Raw genomic sequence first — 23,359 nt, forward strand, 5'->3', positions numbered from 1 at the left:
CGCGGTGCGCTACCTTGAGTGAAGCAGGCGCTGCAACCCCGGCAAGCCGCCATCCACCGACGAAGACACCCAGGTCATGCCAGGCCACGATTACCGCCCCGTGGATTACGACCGTCTCTATTACCGGCTCGATCTCGAGCCGGGCGCAAGCGAGGCGGAAATCAAGCACCACTATCGCCACCTCGCGCAGATCCTGCATCCCGACAAATGGCGGCACCCCACGGCCGCTTCCATGCGCTGGGCCGACGACCAGTTCAAGCGCGTGAAGGAGGCGCGCGAGCTGCTGGAGGCCTACTGGTCGGTGCACCATGCGCCGCCGGTGAGCCGCGCGGCGCTGAGCGTCGCGCAGGCCGAGCAGTTGCACGCGCAGATGCAGTCGCTGCTGGCGCAGCGCGAGCGCGTGCGCAGCGAGCTGGACGCGCTGCGCGCCGAGCGCACCCATACGCTCGACGAGATCCGGCACATGCAGAGGGAGCGCGACGCGTTGCGCGGCGAACTTGCCGAGCTTCGCGACGACGCGCATGACAACCCGAACGGGCCGCAGCGCGAAGCCGCGCAGCAAGCCGTCGACGCGCCTGCGCGCCAGGGCGGCGTGCGCGACTTCCTCTTTGCGAAATTCGACGACCCTTCGCGCGGCTGGCTCCTCACGATTTCCGCGAGTGTGTTCGCGTGCCTCGTGATCTTCGTGGTTGCGCACCTGGCCGTCGGCCTGCTATTCGCGCCCATCGCGCGCTTCGAGGCCGGGCGCTGGCTCGCGAACGTCGTGCAGTGGGTGCTCGTGGCGGGTGGCGTGGTGCTCGTGTTCGGCTGGGGCTGGGCGCAGCGCACGCTATATCGCGCGGCGCGCGCGGGGCGTGAGCACGCGGTGGCCTTGCCCGCCGCCGAAGCGCGCAACCGCGTGAGCGCCGCGTTGCGCCACGAGCCGCATTACGGCGCCGAATGGAGCATCGAAGGCTACGAGGCCGCGCCCGACGACGCGCAATTCGCCGTGCGCGCCACGCTGCGGTTCGCGCCTGGTTCGCACGCCGCCGTGCGCCGTTACACGGTGACGTTTCGCTGCCAGGCGCGCACGACCGGCGCCGCGCAGACGGCGCTCGCCTATGACTTCTCCGTGGCCGCGCCCAGCTGGTGGCTCGTGCCCGCCGCGCGCGTGGTGCGCGACCTGCGCAAGCGCCTGGACGCCGACCTCGGCGCGCCCCGCTAGCGCGGCGGCCCGCGCGGCCGCCTTCAATCGACGACGAAAAGCTTCGCGCCAGTGCGGGTGTACGACTGGTGCGCTTCTGCGTTGTCGCCCACCTGGTAGCTCATGCCCGGCGTGAGCACGAACTTGCGCCCGTCGTCGAGCGTGGTTTCGAGCTCGCCTTCGAGGCAAAGCAGGACGTGCCCTTTCTTGCACCAGTGGTCCGCCAGATAGCCGGGCGAGTATTCGACCATGCGCACGCGGATCGGGTTGGCCTCGTCGCCGAAAAAGCACGTGCGCCAGGTGGCCATGCCCGTTTCGCCCTTGTGTCCGGTCGGCTCGACAGCGGACCAGTCGGTCGTGCCGAAGCGAAATGCGTCCATTTTCATGTGGTTTTCTCTCCCGTGCGTGTGTTGAAGAACATTGGCGATGCGCGATCAAGCGTCATCTTCCGTTGCCTGGTCGCCTTCGTCCACTCGCTTCATGTTGTCCAGCAGCTTGAGCAGATAGTGAAGCGTATGCGTCATGTCGTCCGACGAGAAATTGGCGAGCACGTCTTCATAGTACGCCGCGATTTTCGGCGTGGCCTGCCGCAGCCATAGTTTCTGGCCGGCCCCGGTCATGCACACGAGCCGCGAGCGGCGGTCGCGCTCGTCCGCCTGCGTGCACACATGGCCGTCGCGTTCCATGCGGCTGATGAGGCCCGAGAGATTCTGGCGGCTCACCATCAGATAGCGCGCGAGATCGCCCACGCTCATCCCCGGCTGCGCCTCTTCGCGCGAAAGCGCGCCCAGCACGGCCCATTGCTGCGTGGTCAAGCCTTCGGCTTCCACGGCGCGCGTGCCCGTTTTATGCAACATGTTTGCGCATTGATAGAGCCGGAAGAACAACCGGTTGGCGAGCTCGTAGCGGCTTGATTCCTGCATTTTTGGCGTTTTATGCAAGGGTTTCTCCTGGTGTTTCCGCGCTTGTCATCGCTCTGGGTGTTACCTAGTATACGTCAATATGTTGACGTAATTTAAGGCGAAACCGAGAGGGCGCAAGCGTCGAAGGCGTCAATGGTACCCCGCAAACCCATGGAGGATCACAGTGCGAAAACTCGAAGGCAAGACGGTCGTGGTGACGGGCGGCGGCGGCGGCATCGGCGGGGCGACCTGCCGGCGCTTCGCGGCCGAGGGCGCGCGCGTGGCGGTGCTCGATCTCTCGCTCGAAGCCGCGCTGAAGGTGGCCGACGATATCCACGAAAAAGGCGGCCGGGCGCTCGCGCTGCGCTGCGACATCACGAACCGCGCCGAAGTGGATACGGCGCTTGCGCAAGCCGAAGCCGAACTCGGCCCCGTGGACGTCCTCGTGAACAACGCGGGCTGGGATGTGTTCCGCCCGTTCACGAAGACGGAGCCGGCGCAGTGGGCGAAGCTCATCGACATCAATCTCACGGGCGCGCTGCACATGCATCACGCGATGCTGCCCCGCATGGTCGAGCGCAAGCGCGGCCGCATCATCAACATCGCTTCCGATGCGGCGCGCGTGGGCTCCTCGGGCGAAGCGGTCTATGCGGCGTGCAAGGGCGGCCTCGTGGCGTTTTCCAAGACCATCGCGCGCGAGCATGCGCGCCACGGCATCACGGTGAACGTGGTGTGTCCGGGCCCGACCGACACCGCGCTCTTCGCCGAGTACAAGGAAGGCGCGGGCAATCCGGAAAAGCTGCTCGAAGCGTTCCAGCGTTCCATTCCGCTCGGCCGCATCGGCCAGCCCGACGACTTGCCGGGCGCCATCGTGTTCTTCGCAAGCGACGACGCGGGCTATATCACGGGGCAGGTCCTGAGCGTGTCGGGCGGCCTGACCATGGCGGGCTGACGCGCCCGCGCTCCCTACGCATAGTGACGACGAAACAGTAAAGGCATCGATCATGAACTACGAAGACATTCTGTACGAAGTGCGCAACGGCGCGGCATGGATCACCATCAACCGGCCCGAGAAAATGAACGCGTTTCGCGGCCGCACCTGCGACGAGCTGATTCACGCCATCAACAAGGCGGGCTACGACCGCGAGATCGGCGTGATCGTGCTGGCGGGCGCGGGCGAGAAGGCGTTCTGCACGGGCGGCGACCAGTCCGCGCACTCGGGCCAGTACGACGGGCGCGGCACGATCGGCCTGCCAATGGAAGAACTGCACACGGCGATTCGCGATGTGCCCAAGCCCGTGATCGCGCGCGTGCAGGGTTATGCGGTGGGCGGCGGCAATGTGCTGTGCACGATCTGCGATTTCACCATCGCTTCGGAGAAAGCCGTTTTTGCGCAGGCGGGACCGAAGGTGGGGTCGGTCGATCCGGGCTACGGCACGGCGTTTCTCGCGCGCGTGGTGGGCGAGAAGAAGGCGCGCGAGATCTGGTATCTGTGCCGCCGTTATCCGGCCGCCGAGGCACTGGCCATGGGCCTCGTGAACGCCGTCGTGCCGCACGACCAGCTCGACGCCGAGGTGCAGAAGTGGTGCGACGAGATCATGGAAAAGAGCCCCACGGCCATTGCCATCGCCAAGCGCTCGTTCAACATGGACACCGCGCACCAGGCGGGCATCGCGGGTATGGGCATGTACGCGCTCAAGCTCTACTACGACACCGAGGAGTCCAAGGAAGGCGTCAAGGCCTTCCAGGAAAAGCGCAAACCCGAGTTCCGCAAGTACGCCAAATAAACGCGTCTTCATAACGATCAGGATGACGAATTAGTCAAGCGCTCATTCAAGGAGACATCATGAATCCCTATATCGACGAAGACCTCGCCGCGCTCGGCGAGCACGCGCGGCGCTTCGCGCAGGGCCGCGTCGCGCCCGGCTTCATCGAACGCGATGCGACGCGCGTGCTCGATCGCGGCCTCATGCGGGAAATGGGCGAGATGGGCTTCATCGCGCCGGAGTTGCCGGAGCAGTACGGTGGCCAGGGGATGGGCTGCCTCGCCGCGGGCGTGATTCACGAAGAGATCGCGCGCGCCGACCTGAGCCTCTCGTATATCAATCTGCTCGCCTCGCTCAACGGGCAGATTCTCGCGCAGCACGCCGCGCCTGAAATCGCGCGGCCGTGGCTCGAACGTCTGACCCAGGGACGCGCGCTGCTCGCCATCGCGCTCACGGAACCGCGCGGCGGCTCGGACGCCGCGAACCTGCGCCTGAAGATGGAGCGTGTCGGCGACCATTACGTGCTCAACGGCGAAAAGACCTCGATTTCGGCCGCCGATCAGGCCGACGCCGCCGTGGTGTTCGCACGCACCGGCAGCGTGGAGGACGGCGCGCGCGGCGTTTCGGCGTTGCTCGTGCCGATGGATCTGCCCGGCATCACGCGCAACCGCTTCGACTGCCACGGCCAGCGCGCCATTGGGCGCGGCTCGATCTTCTTCGAGAACGTGCGCGTGCCCGCGGACCATCTGCTGGGCGATGAGGGCAAGGGCTTCGTGCAGGTCATGCAGGGCTTCGACTTCTCGCGTGCGCTGATCGGCCTTCAGGTGCTCGCGGTGGCGAACGTGAGCCTAGAAGAAACCTGGGCGTACGTCGCGCAGCGCGAGGCGTTCGGCAAACCGCTTTCGGCGTTCCAGGGCGTCTCGCACCCGCTCGCCGAGTACACGACCCAGGTGGAAGCGGCGCGCCTGCTGTGCCTGCAAACGCTGTGGCTCAAGGACCGCGGCCTGCCGCATACGGCCGAGGCGGCCATGTGCAAGTGGTGGGGGCCCAAGCTCGCTTACGACGTGGTGCACCAGTGCCTGCTCTCGTTCGGACATGGCGGCTACGACCGCGGGCCGCTGGAGCAGCGCCTGCGCGACGTGCTGGGCTTCCAGATCGGCGACGGCACCGCGCAGATCATGAAGACCATCATCGCGCGCGCGAGCGCGGGCCGCGACGCGGTGCCCGCATGACGCGCGCCGCCTGCGAGGTTTCCATCCACGCCACCGGAGGCAGCACATGGAGTTCGACGCGGTACTGATCGGGCCGCGCCGCGCGCGGGAGGACACGCGGCGCGGGTGGCCGGAGCGCACCATCAACGACGAGCTGGACGCTTGCGTGGCCGAATGCCCCGGCAAGATCGCGCTCACGGCGGTGCAGATCGAGGACGGGCAGACCACGCGCTTCACCTATGCCCAAATGGCGCAAATGGCGGACCGCATCGCCGTGGGACTCGCGCGCCTGGGCGTCACACAGGGCGACGTGGTGTCGATGCAGTTGCCCAACGCGTGGCAGTTCACACTGCTTTATCTGGCGTGCTCGCGCATTGGCGCGGTGCTCAATCCGCTCATGCCGATCTTTCGCGAGCGCGAGTTGAGATTCATGCTCAATCACGGTGGCAGCAAGGTGATGATCGTGCCGAAGCGCTATCGCGGCTTCGACTACGAGGCCATGCTGCGAGCGCTCCAGCCCGAGATCCCGTCGTTGAGCCATCTGGTCGTTGTGGGCGCAACCGATGAGAACGGAGCCGCACCCCACAGCTTCGAGGCGCTGCTGAGCGGCCCGCGGTGGGAAACGTCGAGTGACGCCGAAGCGATCCTCACGCGTCACCGCCCCGGCCCCGACGAAGTGACGCAACTGCTTTACACCTCGGGTACGACGGGCGAGCCCAAGGGTGTGATGCACACGGCGAACACGCTGTTTTCGAACATCCTGCCTTATGCACGGGCCATGCGGCTTGGCGGCGACGACGTCGTGCTGATGGCTTCGCCCATGGCGCATCAAACGGGCTTCATGTACGGCCTGATGATGCCGATCGCGCTGCGTGCGAGCGCCGTGCTGCAAGACGTGTGGCAGCCGGAGGCGGCGCTAGCCCTGATCGCTCGGGAGCGCGCGACGTTCACGATGGCCTCCACGGCGTTCCTCGGCGATCTGGCGAACGCGGCGCTCAAAACGGGCACCCAGGTGCCGTCGCTGCGCACGTTTCTGTGCGCGGGCGCGCCGATACCGGGCGCCTTGGCCGAACGCGCACGCGGGGCGTTGGGCGCGAAAATCGTCTCGGCCTGGGGCATGACGGAACTCGGCGCGGTGACGCTCACGGGCCTCGATGACGATGATGAGCGCGCCTTTACGACCGACGGTGCGCCGTTGCCGGGTGTGGAAGTCAAGGTGGTGGACGAGAACGACGGCGCGCTGCCGCCGAACGTGGCGGGGCGGCTTTTCGTACGCGCGTGCTCCGCGTTCGGCGGCTACCTCAAGCGCGCACACCTCAACGCCACCGACGACGAAGGCTGGTTCGACACGGGCGACCTCGCGCATATCGACGAACGCGGCTATATCCGCATCCGCGGACGCAGCAAGGACGTGATCATTCGCGGCGGCGAGAACATCCCCGTGGTCGAGATCGAGTCGCTGCTTTATCGGCACCCGGCCATCGCGCAAGTGGCCGTGGTCGCGTACGCGGACGAGCGTCTCGGCGAGCGCGCCTGCGCCGTGGTGGTGCCGAAAGCGGGCGAGGCGGTCGATCTGCCTGCGCTCGTCGATTTCCTCAAGTCGCACCGTATCGCCGTGCAGTATTTGCCCGAGCGCCTGCTGGTGCTCGACGCCATGCCGTCCACGCCCGCAGGGAAGGTGCAGAAGTTCCGCTTGCGCGACATGCTGCGCGAGATCGATGAACGGCAGTGCTAAACAAGGAGCGAAGATGAGTGAACCGGTGGTTCGGGTCGAAGTGACGGGGCGCGTGGGCGTGCTCACGCTGAACCGGCCGCATCAGTTGAACGCGCTGAACGACGCCTTGATGGACGCGCTTGGCGAGGCGTTGCTGCGCCTCGACGCCGACGACGCGATCGGCGCCATCGTCATCACGGGCGACGAGCGCGCGTTCGCGGCGGGGGCGGACATTGCCGAGATGACGCACTGGTCGTATATGGACGTCTACCGCAGCGACTTCATCACGCGCAACTGGGAGACCATCCGGCGCGTGCGCAAGCCGGTGATCGCCGCCGTGGCCGGGCATGCCATGGGTGGCGGCTGCGAACTGGCGCTCGCGTGCGACATCGTCATCGCAGCCGACAACGCGCGCTTCGCGCTGCCCGAGGTGCGCCTCGCCATGCTGCCGGGCGCGGGCGGCACGCAGCGCCTGCCGCGCGCCATCGGCAAGGCGAAGGCCATGGACATGTGCCTGAGCGCGCGCGTGCTCGATGCCGGGGAGGCCGACCGTTATGGCCTCGTTTCGCGTGTCGTGCCGCTCGACGCATTGCGCGGCGCAGCGTTGGCGCTCGCGGCGACGATCGCGGGCTATTCGCTGCCCGCGCTCATGGCGATCAAGGAGTGCGTGAATCGCGCCTACGAAGGCGCGCTGAGCGAGGGGATCGGCTTCGAGCGCCGCCAGTTGCATGCGCGCTTTGCGAGCGAAGACGCGCATGAGGGCATGAACGCGTTCATCGAAAAGCGCAAGCCCGCATTCGGCCACCATTAAAGCCGCACGCGCATGCCGCGTTCAGAAAATCTGCCGGAAGACCCAGTAAAGCCCTGCCGCGAGCGCGATCGACGCCGGCAGTGTGAGCACCCACGCGAGCACGAGATTGCGCACGGTGCCCCATTGCAGGCCCGAGCCGTTCGCGGCCATCGTGCCGGCCACGCCCGAGGCGAGCACGTGCGTGGTGGATACGGGCAGCCCGTAGGCGTCGGCCATGCCGATCGTGACCATGGCCACGGCCTCGGCCGAGGCGCCTTGACCGTAGGTGAGATGCTGCTTGCCGATCTTCTCGCCCACGGTCACGACGATGCGCTTCCAGCCCACCATGGTCCCAAGGCCAAGCGCGACGGCCACGGCCACCTTCACCCAGGTGGGAATGAACTTGGTTGCGTGGTCCATCTGTTTGCGGAAGGTGTCGAGCACCCTGGCGTCCTCCGGTGACATCTCGGGCGCCTTTGCTTTCTGCATGAGGCGGATCGCTTCGCTTGCGACATACATGTTGTTGCGCACGTTGTCCACGATCGTGTCGGGCACGGTGGCCATCGAACCCGAAAGCGCCACCTGGTCGCCGATGGTGTCGGTGAGCTGGCGCAGCGCGGGCAGCGTGGCGGGCGTGAGCTGGCGCGTGCGCACGAACGCCTCGACCTCGGCGCGCGCGTTTTCCGGCGGCGCGCCGTTTGCGTAGCGGCCGAGCGTGGCGGACGCTTCGCGCGCCACGACCACGAATGCCGTGGTTTCCTCTGGCGTGACGGCCTTGTTGAGCGCGTAGGCGGTGGGCACGACGCCGATCAGGATCAGCATGATGAGGCCCATGCCTTTTTGCCCGTCGTTCGAACCGTGCGCGAAGGACACGCCCGTGCAGGTGAGGATGAGGAGGGCGCGGATCCAGAACGGCGGCGCGCGGTTCGGTTCGGGTTCGGCGTAGAGCGCGGGCACGCGCACGAGCAGCTTGAGCGAGAGCAGCAGCAGGCCGGCCATGACGAAGCCGACCACGGGCGAGAACAGCAGCGCCTTGCCCACGCCGAGCGCCTGATCCCAGTCCACGCCGCTCGTGCCCGAAGGCCCGCTGATCAACTGGTTCATGATGCCCACGCCGATGATCGAGCCCACCAGCGTATGCGAGCTGGATGAAGGCAGCCCGAAATACCAGGTGCCGAGATTCCAGAGTATGGCGGCGATCAGGAGTGCGAACACCATGGCGAAGCCCGCGCTGCTGCCGACCTGGAGGATCAGCTCGACGGGCAGCAGTTGCAGGATGCCGAACGCCACCGCGCCGCTGGAAACGAGCACGCCGATGAAGTTCCACGCGCCCGACCAGGCCACGGCCAGATGCGGATCGAGTGAGTTCGTGTAGATGACGGTGGCGACCGCGTTGGCTGTGTCGTGAAAGCCGTTCACGAACTCGAAGCCGAGCGCGATGAGCAGCGCGAGCCCGAGCAGGACGAAGGGCAGCGCGGAGCTTTCGCGCACGGCGCGCAGGTCGACGACGAGATGATCGATTACGTAGATCGCCCCCGCCGCGATGATGGCGAGAAAGAGGGCGATGCCAATGCCGCGGCGGCGTGCGTCCGTCGCGCGGTAGGGGGACAAGGGTATGTCCGGCATGAAAGCGTGGCTCTGATGTATCCGCTTTGGGAAGCGCCTCGGCGCGGCGCTTGCGGGTTAGCAAACGTGCGCGGCGCGATGCCGCGTCGCAATGCCGCAAAGGCGATTCCAACGAGACGACGCAGTGTCGCACAATTGATCGGAATCAGATATGGACGTGACGTCGCACGTCCTGGCGCGCCCATGGTCTTTGTGACTTTTCACAATCACCTTAGCCGCTTTCCCAGTTCTCCGGCGACGATCGAAGCCGTACGATGGCATGAAGCGCGGCGCGAGGCCGACAAGCCGCGCATTGAATTCATGGAGACGAACGTGCCGAAAGCCCCCTGGCTCGCCAGCTACGGCGATATTCCCGCTGACATCGACCCCGACGTGCATCCGTCGCTCGCCCATCTGTTCGACGAGGCGATGCGCCGCTACGCCCGGCGTCCCGCCTTGCGCGCGGGCGACACCGTGCTCAGCTATGCCGACGTCGACCGGCTTTCGCGCGACTTCGCGGCGTATCTCCAGCATGCGGGCGTGAAGAAGGGCGACCGCGTGGCGGTGATGTTGCCAAATCTGCTGGCGTTTCCCATTGCGCTGATCGGCATCGTGCGGGCGGGGGCGGTGCAGGTGAACGTCAATCCGCTCTATACGCCGCGCGAGCTACAGCATCAACTGGTCGATTCGGGCGCGCAGGCGCTCGTGGTGTGCGACGCCGCATTGCCCACTTTCGAAGCGATCAAGGCGAACACGGCCGTGAAGACCGTGCTGAGTGTCGGGGCAGCCGATGGCCTGGGGAACGCGGGTAGCGAAGATGGCGCGAGCGCCCCGCAGCCCGGCTCGTTCGCGGCGGCGCTCGCGCAAGGCGCGGCCTTGCCGTTCGAGCCGCCCGCGTTGTGCGGCGACGACCCGCTCTTTCTTCAGTACACGGGCGGTACCACGGGCCTTTCGAAGGGCGCGCTGCTCACGCATCGCAACCTTGTGGCCAACGTCGAGCAGTTCAAGACCTTCATGCCGGGTTTCATGACGCCCGGCGAAGAAGTGGTCGTGACGGCGCTGCCGCTCTATCACATCTTCGCGCTCACGGTGAATCTCATCACCTACTTCTCGATCGGCTCGGAGAACTGGCTCGTCGCGAACGCCCGCGACCTCGACAACCTGATCGACGTGTTCAAGGCCGCGCGCCCCACGAGTTTCATGGGCGTGAATACGCTTTATGCGGGGCTCGTTGCGCATCCTCGCATCGGCGAAGTCGATTTTTCGCGCCTGCGCCTCGCGGGCGGCGGCGGCGCGGCCATCATTCCCACGGTATCGGCGCGCTGGCAGGCCATTACGGGCGGCTTTATCCGCGAAGGCTACGGGTTGTCGGAGACGAGCCCGGTGCTCTCGTTCAATCCGGGCAGCATCGAGCGCTTCACGGGCACGACGGGTCTGCCGGTGCCGTCCACGCACGTCAAGCTGATGAACGACGGCGTGGAGGCCGCGCCGGGCGAGGCGGGCGAGATCTGCGCGAAGGGTCCGCAGGTGATGCAGGGTTACTGGAACCAGCCCGAGGCCACGCGCGCAGCCTTTACCGAGGACGGCTACTTCCGCACGGGCGACGTGGGGATGTTCGACGAGGGCGGCTTCTTGCGCATCGTCGACCGCTCGAAGGACATGATCCTCGTTTCGGGCTTCAACGTTTACCCCAATGAAATCGAGGCGGTCGTGACCGCGCTGCCGGGTGTGGCCGAATGCGCGTGCGTGGGCGTGGCCGACGAGCGCAGCGGCGAGTCCGTGCGCGTGTTCGTGGTGCCCGCGCGCGACGCCGTGCTCACCGCAGAAGAGGTGATCGCACATTGCCGCGAGCAGCTCGCGGCGTACAAGGTGCCGCGCGTGGTGAGCTTCGTGGAGGCGTTGCCGAAATCGACGGTGGGCAAGATCCTGCGGCGGGAACTGCGCGACGTGGCTTGAGTGCCGCGAGCGGGCGCGGCGTGCGGTGTGGTGCCCGGTGCGCCACTCAGTGCGCCGCGCCTTTTGCCTTCTTCGTGCCCGCGCGCGCCTTCTTCTCCTTCTTGCGCGCGTCATGCCCGGCGGCGCTCGTCACCCCGCGCAGCTTCAGCGCGATATCGAGCCGCGCGATCCAGTGCGCGTCGTCGAGCTTCGCGCCCAGCAGCGTTTCGATCCGCTCCAGCCGGTAGTCGAGCGTGTTCGGGTGCACGCCCAGCGCCTCGGCGGTCTGCCGCCGGCGCTGGCCGCTCGCGAACCACGCTTCGAGCGTGGCGAGCAGGTCGGCTTCCGTGGCCAGTTGCTCGGCCAGCGAGACGAGATAGCGCAGCACGTTGGCGCTGCTGCGCACGCTCTCCTCGATGGCGATCGACGAAAAGCGGTGCACGCGCGTGGCCGGTTCGTCGTCCGTGCCTTTGGCACGCGGCGCGAAATCGACGGCCTTGAGCGCCTCTTCCACCGAAGCCGCCCAGCCGCGCGCGCCTTCGTTCATGAGCCCGATGCCGATGCTGAGCACGCGCGGTTCCGCACGCGTGAGCGCGGCGGCATGATCGGCGGTGCGCTGGTCATTGCGCGTCATCGAGTCGCCGCGCACGCAGGGCAGCCAGAACACGAGCCGCTCGCGGTGCCAGACGCGCACCAGCGCATCGGGCTTGATTTCGAAGTGACGCGCGGCGCCCAGCGCGAAGCGGTCGAGCGCTTCCTCGCGCACCGAAGGCGCGTGATCGCGCAAGTCCAGATCGACGGCGAGCGCGATGCGCGGCAGCGTGGCGTCGAGGCCGAGCGCCTCGACCGTCTCGCGAAAGCGTGCGGCGTCGTCGGGTGCGTGGAACACGAGGTCGTAAAGCTGCTGCAACAGCGAGCCGCGCCAGCGCGCCTGCTGGTGCTGCTCGTCCAGATACGCCTCGGCGATGTGCTCGGCCATGGCGTCGAAGTAATCGAGCAGATAAGGCGAAACTTCGAACAGCAGTTCGTGCGCAAGCGCCGGGTCGGCTTCGGCCAGTTCCGTGCAGGTGCGCCAGAGCTCGCGCGCGCCGAGCCGGAACGCGCGCAGCAGCGAGCGCAGCGGCACGTTCTGATGCACGCGGCGCCGCGCGAATGCGGCGGTCCGGTCCATGACCGGATCGGCGGGCGGTTTGCCGTCGAGCAGGCACTGGAACCACAGGTCGGCCGAGAACGCGATCGAATCGAATATGTCCTTGCGCGCCGCCGCCGTGAGCGCGTTATAGCCTTCGAGCGAGAGCAGCGTGGCGTAGGTGCGCTCGACCGCCTTCGACTGGGTTTTGGCGAGCGTGCGCAGCTTGCTGCGCAGGCGCGGGCTGATGGCGGGAACGGGTGGCGGCACGGTGAGTTCGCGGAATTCGTGGAGACGATCTCCGCGAGTGTACTCAGCGGCGTGCCGCCGCGTCGAGGGTGTGCACAAACGGCGGGGCTCGCGCGGCCCCGCCGCCGTATCAGAACAGCAGTGCGATGCCGGCCATGCCGACGAACTGCGAGCGCGTGGACGAAGGCGTGGCGTTTTGCGAGTCGCCCACGGCGGGGCTCGCGTTGACGATATTGCCCGCGCCGTTCGCGCCGAGCGTCTGGCCGCCCGCGTGCTGGTAGGCCTGGAGCGCGTAGAGCGTGGTGCGCTTGGAGAGGTGGTACGACTCCTTGAGCGAATACTGTTGATACTGCGCGGCGCTCGTGATGCCGTTGGCCTGCGAGGCCATGGTGTAGGCGAAGCCGCCGCCCACGTCGAAGGCGGGCGTGAAGCGGTAGACCGCGAGCGCGGCCCAGGTGTTGAAGATGGCCGTGTCGTGGAAGATCGACTTGCCGCCCGCGATGTACTGGACATTCGAATACGAAGCGCCGAGCAGCAGGCTGCCGAGCGTGTAGTTGCCCGCCACCGCGATATGCTGGACCGCGCGCGCCGACACATAGCCCTTGTTCAGCGAGGACGTGCCGAAGCTGCCGGTGGAAGCACTGTCGAAGCCGGTAGTCTGCTGGGCGTTGTCCATGCGCAGGTACGCGGCCGCGAGGCTCACGGGGCCGGTGGAATAGCGCAGCGCGGCGCTCCACGTCTGACCCTTGCCGGTGCTGCCCGCAATGCCGCCAAACGCGTACATGGCGCTTGCCTGCACGCCATACCAGGTCGGCGAGGTGTACGTGGCCGAGCTGTTGATGCGCACGGTCGTGTCGAGCCCGTCGATGTCGCCGGGGTGCGCGCCGGTCGCGCCGGTGAGCCACGAACTGCCCGTGAGCGGGCCGACGAACAGGTAATACGGCGTGTACTGGCGGCCCGCCGTGAGCGTGCCCGCGCTCTGGTTCTGAAGGCCCACATAAGCCTGGCGGTTGAAGATCAGCCCGCTCGAGGAGAGCGCGCCGCTGTTCAGATCGAAGCCGTTTTGCAGGTCGAAGATCGCGAACGTGCCGCCGCCCAGATCTTCCTTGCCTTGCAGGCCGAACTTCGACGCATACAGGTTGCCCTGGCGCATGTAGACGTTCGAGTGGCCATTCTGATTGTTGACGTAGGTGATCGCGTCGTCTACCGCGCCGTACAGCGTGACGCTGCTTTGCGCGAACGCGGGGTTGGCCACCAGGGCGGCGCTAGTCGCGAGAAACGTTCCAAGACCGAGGCCTGCTTTTTTCATCGTTGTGTGTCTCCATTGAAATTTGGACTGCTTATTTATCGTTTTTTCGCTACGCCGCGAGCGGACTGGCTGCTGCGGCGTGCGTACGGCGGCGAGAAGTGACGGATAGCGACTGCGGGTGACAGCGTTTGTTTCAGTCCTGCGATGCGCTCCCTTCCTGCGCGGCGAGCGCGCGCTGGCGTGCCTGCGCCGCGAGGCGCACGGCGGCATTGGGCGCGCCGTAGCCGTCGTAGCCGCCGCGCCGCTCCACGATTTCCAGGAAGAAGCGCTGGTCGAGCGTTTCCGTGTAGGCGTGCAGGAACTCGCCGCCGCGCTCGTCGCGGTCGTAGAGCAGGTTGTGCGCGCGCAGCGAGTCGAGGAAGGCCGGATCGAGCGCGTGGCGGGCGTCGAGATCGTCGTAGTAGTTTGCGGGCACGCGCAGCAGCGGCACGCCCGCCGCCTCGAATTCGGTCACCGCGCGGAAGATGTCGCCCGTATTGAACGCCACATGATTCAGGCCCGTGCCGTGATAGGCGCGCACCGTTTCCGCAGCGGCCGTGTGTTGGTCCACGGAGGCATTGAGCACGACGCGCAGCCCGCGGTCGCGGCTCATGAGCGCGCGGCTGCGCACGAGTCCGTACGGATCGGGGACCAGCACGGCGGGGCTCGCCTCCAGACCGAACACCGACTTGAGGAACAGCACCCACGAATCGAACGAGCCGGCGGGCAGCGAAAGGCTCACGTGATCGATGCCGATGATCGGACCGACTTCAACGGGACCGTCGATATCGGTGAGCGAGAAATCGGCTTCGAAGAGCGTGGGCTGGCCCGGCTCCTCATTAACGAAATAGTTAAGACTGCCGTCCGGACCCTGAACGGCGGGCACCACGCGTTCGTTCGGACCCACGCGGCCCGAGAACGGCAGATAGCCGAAGCCGGCCGCGCGTTCGAGCGCGAGGCGCGCATCGTCCACGCGAAACGCCGAGGCGCACAGCGAGAGGCCGTGGCGCTGGAAAAACGCGCCGGCGAACGAGTCGGGCTCGGCGTTGAGCACGATGGCCGCGAGGCCATGCTGATAGAGCGTCACGTCCTTCGAGCGATGCTGGCCCGCGCGGCGGAAATGCAGCTTTTCGAGCCAGTTGGCCACGTGCGCGCGCGCCGTGTCGTCCACGGCGAATTCGAGGAATTGCCACTGCGCGTTGGCGGGCGCGGCGCTCGGGTGGTAGAGCGCGTCCGCCTCGACATGCTCCACTGCCAGAGTTTCGCGCGTGAGGGCTTCGAGCAGCAGCAGCGAGCGGTGGCCGTCGGCGGCCGTGGCGGCGGGCGGCGCGCCGCGAAAGCCGTCATTGAAGATTTCGAGCGAAAGCGGACCCGTGTAGCCGCTTTTCACCACCTGCGCGGTGAAGTCGGCGAGGTCGAAATCGCCCTGGCCCGGGAAGCAACGATAGTGGCGGCTCCATTCGAGCACGTCCATCTGCATTCTCGGTGCGTCGGCGATCTGCACGAAGCCGATGCGCTCGCCCGGAATCGCGGCGATGCCGTCGGGCGTGTCGTCGAGCGAGAGCGTGTGGAAACTGTCCAGCGCGAGCGTGAGGTTGGCGTGGTTGACGGTGTTGACGAGCCGCCACGCGTGGCCATAGGTGCGCACGTGGCGGCCCCACGCAAGCGCCTCATAACAGATCGTGACGCCCGCTTCCCCGGCTGCTTTTGCGAGCGCGCCCAGTTGCTCGGCGGCCAGCGCGTCGTCGCAGATCGTTTCGGGTGAGACATTGCTGCACACCAGCAAACGGTCCGTGCCCAGTTGATGCATCACGTCGAACTTGCGCTTGACGCGTTCGATGTTGCGCGCAAGGCGCTCGGGCGCGACGCCCTCGAAATCGCGAAACGGCTGGTACAGCACGATATCGAGACCGAGATCCCCGGCCATGCGGCGCACGTCGGCCGGCGAGCCTTCGAAATAGAGCAGGTCGTTCTCGAAGATCTCGACGGCGTCGAAACCCGCGGCGTGGATCGCGGCGAGCTTTTCGGCCAGCGTGCCGCTGACCGACACCGTGGCGATCGAGCGGCGCAGTGCGCGAGAGGGGACTTGGGTCGGCTTGGACATGGGCATGACGAATGGCCTGGCTACAGCAACGGCGTTGAAAAAGGTCCGGCGCGGCGGCGTGGGGCGAATGCTTAACTAACTGGCGCACCGCAGACACACTTGCCGCTGGAGTTTCCGAAGAATACGCCAAACTAACTAGTTAGTACAAATTCTCGCAAACCCCAGGTGACCGGTGGGGCGCTTCGCGGCACACTGGCGACCATGCGGTGAAGCGTGCAGCGATTCTTGAGTATGCGCCGTGCCGGTCGTCAAGTTGTTGTGGAGTGTGAGTCATGGGAATGCCTTCGGTGCTGGTCCTGAACGGACCCAACCTGAATTTGCTGGGAACGCGGGAACCCGCGATCTACGGCGCTGAAACGTTAGATGACGTTGCCGCCCTGTGCCGCGAGGCGGCGGGGCGTCTTGGGATCGAGATCGATTTTCGCCAGTCGAACGCCGAACATCAGTTGATCGACTGGTTGCACGAAGCGCGTACGCACGTGGACGGCATCGTCATCAATCCGGCTGCCTATACGCACACGTCGGTGGCGATCGCCGATGCGCTTTCGGCCATCGCCAAGCCCGTGATCGAGGTCCATATCTCGAACGTGCACAAGCGCGAGGCGTTCCGGCACCATTCCTTCGTTTCGCCCATCGCGGAGGCCATCATCGTCGGCTGCGGCACGCAGGGCTATGTGCTCGCGCTGGAGCGCATGGCCACGCTGCTCGCGAAGAAGGTGGCGCAATGAGCGCCCCGAAGAACGCGCTGGGCGCGCGCGCAACCGCCCAATCGTTTCTCTGCGGTCTGATCGGCTCGGGCATTGGCGGCTCGCTCACGCCCGCAATGCAGGAGCAGGAAGGCCGCGAACTCGGCTTCAACTATGTGTACCGGCGCATCGATCTCGAAGCGCTGAAGCTCACGCCCGCAGCACTCCCCGAACTGCTGCTCGCCGCTGAGCGCATGGGCTTCGACGGCCTGAACATCACGTATCCGTGCAAACAGGCCGTGATCGAGCTGCTCGACGAACTCTCCGACGATGCCCGCGCGCTCGGCGCCGTGAATACGGTGCTGTTCCGCGACGGCAAACGCATCGGCCACAACACCGACTGGTCGGGCTTCGCGAGCGCATTCCGGCGCGGCCTGCCCGACGTCTCGCTCGCGGCGGTCGTGCAACTGGGCGCGGGTGGCGCGGGTGCGGCGGTCGCGCATGCGGCGCTGCAAATGGGCGCCCAGGCGCTCACGCTGTTCGACGTGGACGCATCGCGCGCCGCGTCGCTCGCCGCCGAATTGCAGGCGCGCTTCCCGGCGGCGCGCGTGAACGCGGGCGGCGATCTGCGCGAAGTGCTCCAGCAGGCCACGGGTCTGATCCACGCCACGCCCACCGGCATGGCGAAGCTGCCGGGCATGCCCTTGCCCGCGGAGTACCTGCACGAGCGCTTGTGGGTGGCGGACATCGTCTACTTCCCGATTCGCACGGCGCTGCTCGAAGCGGCCGAGGCGCGCGGCTGCCGCACGCTGAGCGGTGGCGGCATGGCGGTGTACCAGGCAGTGGATGCGTTCCGGCTTTTCACGGGCGTCGAGCCCGACGCGGAACGCATGTATGCGCATCTGCAATCCATGCTGGCGGCGAACGCCTGCGAATAACAAACGACCTGGAGAGAGACATGGCACCACCGGTATCCACGGGGCGCGGCGACGCGCCGACCCTTTCCGCCGCGACGCCCGCCGAGGGCGCGATGCGCCGCTCGCGGGCGCGCTATCGCATCCTGGGCCTGCTGGCCGTCGGCACGATGATCAATTACCTCGATCGCACCGTGCTCGGCATTGCCGCGCCGCAGCTCACCAAGGAACTCGGGATCAACGCGGCGCTCATGGGGCTCGTGTTCTCGGCGTTTTCGTGGAGCTATGTCGTCGCGCAGATTCCGGGCGGCGTGTTCCTTGACCGCTTCGGCAGCAAGTTCACGTACTGGATCTCGATGACGCTCTGGTCGATGTGCACGCTGGCGCAGGGCTTTATCGGCGGCGTGGGCGCGCTGTTCGCGTGCCGCCTGGGTCTGGGCGCGGCGGAGTCGCCGTGCTTTCCGACCAACAGCCGCGTTGTCGCCACCTGGTTCCCGCAAAGCGAGCGCGCGTTCGCCACGGGCACGTATACGGTGGGCGAGTACATCGGTCTGGCGTTCTTCAGCCCCTTCCTGTTCGCGCTGATGGGCGCGTATGGCTGGCGCTCGCTGTTCTATGTGGTGGGCGCCGTGGGCATTGCGTTCGGCGCGGTGTGGTGGTTCCTCTATCGCGAGCCGCATGAGCATCCGGCGGCCAATCGCGCCGAGCTCGATTACATCGAGGCAGGCGGGGGGCTCGCGCGCCACGAGCGCAAGGCCGACGCGCAGCCTGAGGGGAAAAAGCAGGGCTTCGACTGGCGCATGGCCGGGCAGCTCGTGCGTCGCCGTCAGCTTGCAGGTATCTGCCTCGGACAGTTCGCAGGCAACTCCACGCTCGTGTTCTTCCTCACGTGGTTCCCGACCTACCTCGCCACCGAGCGCCACATGGGCTGGCTCAAGATCGGCTTCTTCGCGATCATGCCGTTTATTGCCGCTTCGATTGGCGTGATGTTTGGCGGCACGTTCTCTGACTGGATGCTGCGTCGCGGGATTTCGGCCAATGTGGCGCGCAAGCTGCCGATCATCGCCGGGCTGTTGCTCGCTTCGACCATCATTCTCGCGAACTTCGTGGAGAGTAATGTTGCGGTGATTGCGATTCTTTCTGTGGCGTTCTTTGCGCAGGGTATGGCCGCGCTTGGATGGACGCTTGTTTCGGATATCGCGCCGGCTGGCATGCTCGGTCTTACCGGTGGCATCTTCAACCTTGCGGCTAATCTTGCGGGCATTATCACTCCGCTGGTTGTGGGGCTGATTGTCGGTGCGACGGGGTCGTTTGTCTGGGCGCTCGTGTTTATTGGCGTGATCGCGTTGGTCGGTGCGGCTTCTTATATCTTTGTTGTTGGTGATATCAAGCGGATTGAGCTTTGACGTTGGTTGGGGGGCTTGCCGGGGTTTTCGCGTTTTCTTGTGGTCGTGTCGGTCTGCCTGGGTTGCCCCTGTGCGGGGCAACGTCAAACCTCACCCGCAATTCGCCAGAACCCTTATCCATCAAGGTCTTGATGGCAATCATAGCAAGTTCTCTCGGGGTAGATTTGATGTGCGGGAGCCTATCCGCATTTTTGTGTGCAAGGCGGTTTAACAGACCCTAACCTCGGGCGAGCGTAAAGCGCTCGCCAAACAGGATGGCAAACTGGTTCATCGCGGATTTCCAGTCGAAGGTTGCCCGTACCGACTTGGCCAGCACATTGCGCAGCGCCAGCCAGAGTAGTTTGATGGCAGCCTCGCCGTTGGGGAAGTGGCCCCGGGTCTTGATGATCTTGCGTAGCTGCATGTTCAGACTCTCAATGGCGTTGGTAACCGGCATGATATAGCCGGTGCCTCGCGGTCCCGCGTCCGGCAGTTCAGGCGTATGGTGTGACCATCCGGGACAAGGGGCACTGGGGAGCACTTCGGGTGGGCAGGCCGTTGTTATACGATGAGCTGCGAGCTCGTGTTAGTAGTTGGCCGCCCCTGCGACCCGCCCGGTTGCGCTGCGAGCGCGAATCCGTAGTTGTCGTGCTGTCCCACCGGCTCCCAGCAGTGATATCTGAAACGGGAGACGGTTATGCGAATCATAGGGTTCGATGTTTCACGCTCCGTGGCCGAGATCGCGTACCTGCAGGACGGCACGCTGCGTGCCGGCGGCCGGACCGGGCTGCGACGCGACGAACTGGAGCGCTTTGCTGCGACGCTACGCTGCACCGATCATGTAGTGCTTGAAGCAACCGGCAATACCGCAACCATCGTCAACGTGCTGCGCCGCCACGTTGCGCGCGTGGCGATCGCGAATCCGCTGCAGGTGCGGCTGATCGCCGAGGCGCGTGTCAAGACGGACAAGATCGATGCGGCCGTCCTGGCGCAACTATATGCGAGCGGCTTTCTGCCCGAAGTCTGGATGCCCGACGAGGACACGCTGGCGCTCCGACGCCAGATCTCGCGTCGTGCGCAACTGGTCCGGCAACGCACGCGACTGAAGAACGAGATCCACGCGGTGCTGGCTGCGCACCTGATCGAACGGTGTCCCGCCTCCGACCTTTTCGGCAGGAAGGGGCGCACGTGGCTCAGCGCCCAACTGCTGCCAATGGATGAACGGCTGGGTGTCGAACAGCGTCTACGTGAACTCGACCGTCTCGGCGAGGACCTGCAAGAGATGGAGCGGGCGCTGGCACAAGCGACCATCAGCGACGAACGGCTTCGCAAGCTGCTGACGATCACCGGCGTCAACACCACGGTGGCCATCGGCCTGCTGTCGGCCATCGGTGATATCGCACGATTTCCGAATCCGGAGAAACTGGTGAGCTACTTCGGGCTCAATCCGGCGGTCTATCAATCCGGTCTGACTCCGGCCAGGCACGGCCACATCACCAAGCGCGGACGTTCTTACGCCCGTGCGATGCTGGTCGAGGCAGCCTGGGGGGCGGCACAGGCGCCTGGCCCGCTGCGCGCTTTCTTCCTGCGCGTGCGTGACCGCCGCGGCCAGCAGATCGCCATCGTGGCGACCGCCCGCAAGCTGGCCGTCATCGTATGGTATGTGCTCGCACGAGGCGAGCCATTCGCATGGGATCGTCCCGCCCTGACTGCGCATAAGCTGCGCGCACTGGAACTGCAGGCCGGAATGCCGGCGCAGCATGGTTCACGCAAAGGTTCTGCTGCTGCCTATAGCCTGAAGAGCGTGCGCGACCAGGAACGCGCGGTTGCCGAACAGGCCGAGCGCACCTATCAACGGTTGTTCTCGAGATGGAAGCAGACGCGACCCAGGGCATATGCCACACCGCTGGAGTGGCCCGGCACGCGGACACAAACATAAAAACAGAAATTTTGCGAAAGAGCTTGTCGATTTCATCCGTCGTGTACACAACCCGTCGAATCTCGGGTGGAAACACAAAGAACGGCGTGACGTGCTCCCAGGCCCGCTGCCAGCATTGCACAATCATCGGGTACCGTGTGCCCCAGGGGCCGTCAGCGAACGCCTGCATGGCCAGTTGCGCCGCCTGTTCGCTGGCCGCAGCATAGATCGGACGCAGCGCTGCCGCGATCGTCTTGCGGTCCTTGTAGCTGGCGTATTCCAGACTGTTACGGATCAGGTGCACGATGCACGTCTGCACGGTGGTGCGCGGGTAAGCCGTGCCAATCGCTTCGGCCAGCCCCTTCAGCCCGTCAACGACCGCGATCAGGATGTCCTGGCAACCGCGGGTCTTGAGTTCGTTGAACACCTTGAGCCAGAACTTCGCGCCCTCGGTCTGCTCGATCCACAGCCCGAGCACGTCGCGCTGGCCGTCCGCCTGGACGCCCAGGGCCAGGTACACAGCCTTGTTGCTCACCACGCCATCACCGCGGATCTTTACGCGCAGTGCGTCGAAGAAGACCACCGGATACATCGGCTCAAGCGGTCGGTTCTGCCAGCTCAGGGCCTCGGCCATCACCTCGTCGGTGACCGAGCTGATGAAATCGGGCGAAACCTCGGTGCCGTAGGTCTCGGCCAGAAACGCCTGGATCTCGCGCACGCTCATGCCACGCGCGTACATCGCGATGATGCGCTCGTCAAAGCCGGTGAAACGGCGCTCGTGTTTGGGAATCAGGATCGGCTCGAAGCTACCGTCGCGGTCCCGCGGCAGTTCAACCCTGAGCGGGCCGTGATCCGTGATGATGGTCTTGCCGCTGGCACCGTTGCGCTCGTTGGCCTGGCCTTCGGGTTTGGGTTGGCCCGGCGGATAGCCCAGATGCCTGTTCATCTCGGCGCCCATCGCGCGCTCGATGACGGCCTTGTTGAACGCCAGCATCAGGTCCTGGACCTCGGCGGGCGTCATCGGCCCCTTGACCAGTTCGTCAAGCAGACCGTCAGGCAAGGCAGGCAGCGGCCCTCGGGCCGCTGCCTGCGAAGCTACCGTGCGTTTCTTCTTCATCGGCATATCCATGATTTTTACCTCTCATGATATGCCTCGCCCACGAAATGACGGATAGGTCCATGTGCGGGGACTACATGGGAACCTATCCGCATTTTTGTGTGCAAGGCGGTTTAACAGACCCTAACCTCGGGCGAGCGTCACGCGCGTCGTATCAAGAGCCGCAGGTTTGTAGATGGGTGTCCCCCGTGAACACGTCCCAGGACAGGCTAGCGTACTTTGCGGGAGCGCCGCGCCGGATACCTATCGCCGTGCCCGCCAATTGTGTTTCCGCCCGGCAGGCGATCAGTTCTGCTCTCGCGGAGCGAAATAATCAGGATGCCCTTCGGTCCTCTCGCCGCGTGCGCTCGCCCAGAAGAAACGCGCGTGGTGCCGGTACACGTCGGCGGTGTCCGTCGGGTCGAAGGCCGTCGCCAGAACCAAGCTCAGCAGGAGCCGCACGAGTTCCAGGTTGTCGTTGTAGAAAGATTCGATTTCCCCGTCGGTAGCGTCCTTGGCCTCTGCTCTTGTCGGTGTCTTCCGCCCTGCCAGTTGTCGGTGCGCAAGTCGCTCGTGTCGCAGCGATCGAACCTTTTCCAGTACGCCTTGACTCTCGCCGCCTTCCGAGTACTTTCGGACCAGCACCAACACGGCGTCGCGTTTAGCTCTCAGCTCTTCTCGTACGCTTTTATTCGCGTATTCCCATGAGAGTTTCAGTCGGGCAACCCGGTCTTCGACAAGAGCATCAAAGAATTGCCGGTCGCTAAGCTTTTCCGCTATGGCGGTCATTCGAAGAGCACGTTTGTTCGTGTCCCAGAGTCTCGTGAGCGCGAGCAGCATTTCGCGGCGCAGGGACAGGCGCACGATCTGGAACGAATGTGTCGCAAACGAATTACCCATTCGTACGTGCAGGGAGGGATCATATGCCGTTGGCTTCCATGTCTCGTGGAACATGACGGCCATGACTATTTCGTCCTGGGCTGCCTTCACGGCTTCCTTCATTTGGTCCAGCGACTCGCTCGCGCTCATATTGCCTTGACTTGGAGATTGGGTCTTGGATCGGCGGCGCAACGTTACTGGGTATTAGCCTTCACGGAGCCATCCGGACATATTGCGAAAAATCACCGGCATAAGTCGCCGGCCCGTTGACGGTGTGACCGATGAGGTGATCCTTGGGTACGCTCAGCTTTATACAGGCGAGCCCATCCGCCTTTTCTCGATCGGTACTTCGAAGTTTCTCCAGGAGAGCCTGGGAGCACGGAAACGATTTTGCTTTGTCTCTTTGATCCTCTTCGCGTGCATTCTGCTCAGGGATTACCAAAGTCCGGAAGGTCACACTCGGTTTTGAAACGTCGGATGCTCCTAGAATTGCTTTTGCGCGTTGGTCACCCAGTGGTCCGGTTGGCTGTACTCCGGTGCGCCTCACCTGTAGTTCGATCAGTACTGTCGAGCCCAACCGGTTCAGGATGTTGACGTTCGTGATG

The 23,359-nt window shown here is 65.4% G+C and carries 19 protein-coding genes and 2 pseudogenes; 11 read left to right on the top strand and 10 right to left on the bottom strand.

The window, feature by feature from the left end; translation table 11 throughout:
* Nucleotides 1-76 precede the first annotated feature (76 nt).
* The gene (locus C7402_RS38835) at nucleotides 77-1,204 is read left to right on the top strand and encodes a J domain-containing protein (RefSeq protein WP_116614308.1); all 1,128 of its coding nucleotides are present in this window, start codon (nucleotides 77-79) and stop codon (nucleotides 1,202-1,204) included.
* Between the two features lie 23 nt (nucleotides 1,205-1,227).
* Here the strand turns inward: C7402_RS38835 and C7402_RS38840 are convergent, their stop codons facing one another.
* Together C7402_RS38840 and C7402_RS38845 are read right to left on the bottom strand one after the other, a co-directional pair.
* Entirely contained in the window at nucleotides 1,228-1,569 is a 342-nt protein-coding gene (locus C7402_RS38840; RefSeq protein WP_116614309.1) for a DHCW motif cupin fold protein, read from the bottom strand.
* 48 nt (nucleotides 1,570-1,617) lie between these two features.
* A complete protein-coding gene (locus C7402_RS38845; protein WP_116614310.1) occupies nucleotides 1,618-2,106 on the bottom strand; it encodes a MarR family winged helix-turn-helix transcriptional regulator in 489 nt (162 codons plus the stop codon).
* A gap of 163 nt (nucleotides 2,107-2,269) precedes the next feature.
* Between C7402_RS38845 and badH the strand changes: the two genes are divergently transcribed.
* Genes badH through C7402_RS38870 form a run of 5 tightly spaced genes read left to right on the top strand, consistent with a single transcriptional unit; the run spans nucleotide 2,270 to nucleotide 7,587 of the window.
* Nucleotides 2,270-3,037: a 2-hydroxycyclohexanecarboxyl-CoA dehydrogenase gene (badH, locus tag C7402_RS38850; RefSeq protein WP_116614311.1), complete on the top strand. Its 768-nt coding sequence runs from the start codon at nucleotides 2,270-2,272 to the stop codon at nucleotides 3,035-3,037.
* Nucleotides 3,038-3,089: 52 nt separating this feature from the next.
* A complete protein-coding gene (badI, locus tag C7402_RS38855) occupies nucleotides 3,090-3,872 on the top strand; it encodes a 2-ketocyclohexanecarboxyl-CoA hydrolase (RefSeq protein WP_116614312.1) in 783 nt (260 codons plus the stop codon).
* A gap of 59 nt (nucleotides 3,873-3,931) precedes the next feature.
* On the top strand, nucleotides 3,932-5,083 hold the full coding sequence (gene aliB / locus C7402_RS38860) for a cyclohexanecarboxyl-CoA dehydrogenase (RefSeq protein WP_116614313.1): 1,152 nt from the start codon (nucleotides 3,932-3,934) through the stop codon (nucleotides 5,081-5,083).
* Nucleotides 5,084-5,129: 46 nt separating this feature from the next.
* The gene (gene aliA, locus C7402_RS38865; RefSeq protein ID WP_116614314.1) at nucleotides 5,130-6,797 is read left to right on the top strand and encodes a cyclohexanecarboxylate-CoA ligase; all 1,668 of its coding nucleotides are present in this window, start codon (nucleotides 5,130-5,132) and stop codon (nucleotides 6,795-6,797) included.
* A gap of 13 nt (nucleotides 6,798-6,810) precedes the next feature.
* Nucleotides 6,811-7,587 carry an enoyl-CoA hydratase gene (locus C7402_RS38870; RefSeq protein WP_116614315.1) on the top strand — a complete coding sequence of 259 codons (777 nt, stop codon included), beginning with the start codon at nucleotides 6,811-6,813 and terminating at the stop codon, nucleotides 7,585-7,587.
* 21 nt (nucleotides 7,588-7,608) lie between these two features.
* Here C7402_RS38870 and C7402_RS38875 read toward each other — a convergent pair whose 3' ends face one another.
* Complete coding sequence (locus C7402_RS38875) at nucleotides 7,609-9,192, bottom strand: inorganic phosphate transporter (RefSeq protein WP_112172137.1); 1,584 nt, start codon at nucleotides 9,190-9,192, stop codon at nucleotides 7,609-7,611.
* 312 nt (nucleotides 9,193-9,504) lie between these two features.
* On the opposite strand from C7402_RS38875, the gene C7402_RS38880 reads away from it, so the two are divergent.
* Entirely contained in the window at nucleotides 9,505-11,127 is a 1,623-nt protein-coding gene (locus C7402_RS38880; RefSeq protein ID WP_116614325.1) for an AMP-binding protein, read from the top strand.
* Nucleotides 11,128-11,173: 46 nt separating this feature from the next.
* On the opposite strand, the gene C7402_RS38885 is transcribed toward C7402_RS38880, so the two are convergent.
* The 3 genes from C7402_RS38885 to C7402_RS38895 form a co-directional block, all read right to left on the bottom strand.
* Nucleotides 11,174-12,505 carry a PucR family transcriptional regulator gene (locus tag C7402_RS38885; RefSeq protein WP_224045368.1) on the bottom strand — a complete coding sequence of 444 codons (1,332 nt, stop codon included), beginning with the start codon at nucleotides 12,503-12,505 and terminating at the stop codon, nucleotides 11,174-11,176.
* Between the two features lie 109 nt (nucleotides 12,506-12,614).
* Nucleotides 12,615-13,793 (bottom strand): porin, encoded by a 1,179-nt coding sequence (locus C7402_RS38890; protein WP_112172135.1) that lies wholly within the window; start codon nucleotides 13,791-13,793, stop codon nucleotides 12,615-12,617.
* A 133-nt stretch (nucleotides 13,794-13,926) separates the two neighbouring features.
* The gene (locus C7402_RS38895; protein ID WP_116614327.1) at nucleotides 13,927-15,843 is read right to left on the bottom strand and encodes a bifunctional sugar phosphate isomerase/epimerase/4-hydroxyphenylpyruvate dioxygenase family protein; all 1,917 of its coding nucleotides are present in this window, start codon (nucleotides 15,841-15,843) and stop codon (nucleotides 13,927-13,929) included.
* A 305-nt stretch (nucleotides 15,844-16,148) separates the two neighbouring features.
* Here C7402_RS38895 and aroQ point away from each other — a divergent pair, with 305 nt between their 5' ends.
* The 3 genes from aroQ to C7402_RS38910 all read left to right on the top strand — a co-directional run bounded on the left by aroQ (nucleotide 16,149) and on the right by C7402_RS38910 (nucleotide 18,882).
* Nucleotides 16,149-16,604 carry a type II 3-dehydroquinate dehydratase gene (gene aroQ, locus C7402_RS38900; RefSeq protein ID WP_116614316.1) on the top strand — a complete coding sequence of 152 codons (456 nt, stop codon included), beginning with the start codon at nucleotides 16,149-16,151 and terminating at the stop codon, nucleotides 16,602-16,604.
* Nucleotides 16,601-17,500: a shikimate dehydrogenase gene (locus tag C7402_RS38905; protein WP_116614317.1), complete on the top strand. Its 900-nt coding sequence runs from the start codon at nucleotides 16,601-16,603 to the stop codon at nucleotides 17,498-17,500. Before aroQ ends, C7402_RS38905 begins: the two co-directional genes overlap by 4 nt.
* Nucleotides 17,501-17,592: 92 nt before the next feature.
* Nucleotides 17,593-18,882, top strand: a complete 1,290-nt coding sequence (locus C7402_RS38910) for an MFS transporter (protein ID WP_224045371.1) — start codon at nucleotides 17,593-17,595, stop codon at nucleotides 18,880-18,882.
* Between the two features lie 217 nt (nucleotides 18,883-19,099).
* Here C7402_RS38910 and C7402_RS38915 read toward each other — a convergent pair.
* A pseudogene (locus C7402_RS38915) lies at nucleotides 19,100-19,321 on the bottom strand (transposase); the annotation flags it as partial.
* 237 nt (nucleotides 19,322-19,558) lie between these two features.
* Here C7402_RS38915 and C7402_RS38920 point away from each other — a divergent pair.
* Entirely contained in the window at nucleotides 19,559-20,800 is a 1,242-nt protein-coding gene (locus C7402_RS38920) for an IS110 family RNA-guided transposase (protein WP_116614318.1), read from the top strand.
* A 19-nt stretch (nucleotides 20,801-20,819) separates the two neighbouring features.
* Here the strand turns inward: C7402_RS38920 and C7402_RS38925 are convergent.
* The 3 genes and pseudogenes from C7402_RS38925 to C7402_RS47510 form a co-directional block, all read right to left on the bottom strand.
* Nucleotides 20,820-21,902: pseudogene (locus tag C7402_RS38925) on the bottom strand (IS256 family transposase); the annotation flags it as partial.
* A 279-nt stretch (nucleotides 21,903-22,181) separates the two neighbouring features.
* Nucleotides 22,182-22,877, bottom strand: coding sequence for an AbiU2 domain-containing protein (locus C7402_RS38930; RefSeq protein ID WP_133254630.1), 696 nt, complete (start codon nucleotides 22,875-22,877; stop codon nucleotides 22,182-22,184).
* Nucleotides 22,878-22,965: 88 nt separating this feature from the next.
* Nucleotides 22,966-23,359: hypothetical protein (locus C7402_RS47510; RefSeq protein WP_208949071.1), on the bottom strand; the 394-nt coding region annotated here is incomplete at its 5' end.

The organism is Paraburkholderia unamae, assembly GCF_003096875.1.
Classification (GTDB): domain Bacteria; phylum Pseudomonadota; class Gammaproteobacteria; order Burkholderiales; family Burkholderiaceae; genus Paraburkholderia; species Paraburkholderia unamae.

Excerpts from the sequence above, each read along its gene's own strand:
- C7402_RS38835 (WP_116614308.1), top strand. The coding sequence starts at position 77 with ATGCCAGGCCACGATTACCGCCCCGTGGATTACGACCGTCTCTATTAC.
- C7402_RS38840 (WP_116614309.1), bottom strand. The coding sequence starts at position 1,569 with ATGAAAATGGACGCATTTCGCTTCGGCACGACCGACTGGTCCGCTGTC.
- C7402_RS38845 (WP_116614310.1), bottom strand. The coding sequence starts at position 2,106 with ATGCAGGAATCAAGCCGCTACGAGCTCGCCAACCGGTTGTTCTTCCGG.
- badI (WP_116614312.1), top strand. The coding sequence starts at position 3,090 with ATGAACTACGAAGACATTCTGTACGAAGTGCGCAACGGCGCGGCATGG.
- aliB (WP_116614313.1), top strand. The coding sequence starts at position 3,932 with ATGAATCCCTATATCGACGAAGACCTCGCCGCGCTCGGCGAGCACGCG.
- aliA (WP_116614314.1), top strand. The coding sequence starts at position 5,130 with ATGGAGTTCGACGCGGTACTGATCGGGCCGCGCCGCGCGCGGGAGGAC.
- C7402_RS38870 (WP_116614315.1), top strand. The coding sequence starts at position 6,811 with ATGAGTGAACCGGTGGTTCGGGTCGAAGTGACGGGGCGCGTGGGCGTG.
- C7402_RS38875 (WP_112172137.1), bottom strand. The coding sequence starts at position 9,192 with ATGCCGGACATACCCTTGTCCCCCTACCGCGCGACGGACGCACGCCGC.
- C7402_RS38890 (WP_112172135.1), bottom strand. The coding sequence starts at position 13,793 with ATGAAAAAAGCAGGCCTCGGTCTTGGAACGTTTCTCGCGACTAGCGCC.
- aroQ (WP_116614316.1), top strand. The coding sequence starts at position 16,149 with ATGGGAATGCCTTCGGTGCTGGTCCTGAACGGACCCAACCTGAATTTG.
- C7402_RS38905 (WP_116614317.1), top strand. The coding sequence starts at position 16,601 with ATGAGCGCCCCGAAGAACGCGCTGGGCGCGCGCGCAACCGCCCAATCG.
- C7402_RS38910 (WP_224045371.1), top strand. The coding sequence starts at position 17,593 with ATGCGCCGCTCGCGGGCGCGCTATCGCATCCTGGGCCTGCTGGCCGTC.
- C7402_RS38920 (WP_116614318.1), top strand. The coding sequence starts at position 19,559 with ATGCGAATCATAGGGTTCGATGTTTCACGCTCCGTGGCCGAGATCGCG.
- C7402_RS38930 (WP_133254630.1), bottom strand. The coding sequence starts at position 22,877 with ATGAAGGAAGCCGTGAAGGCAGCCCAGGACGAAATAGTCATGGCCGTC.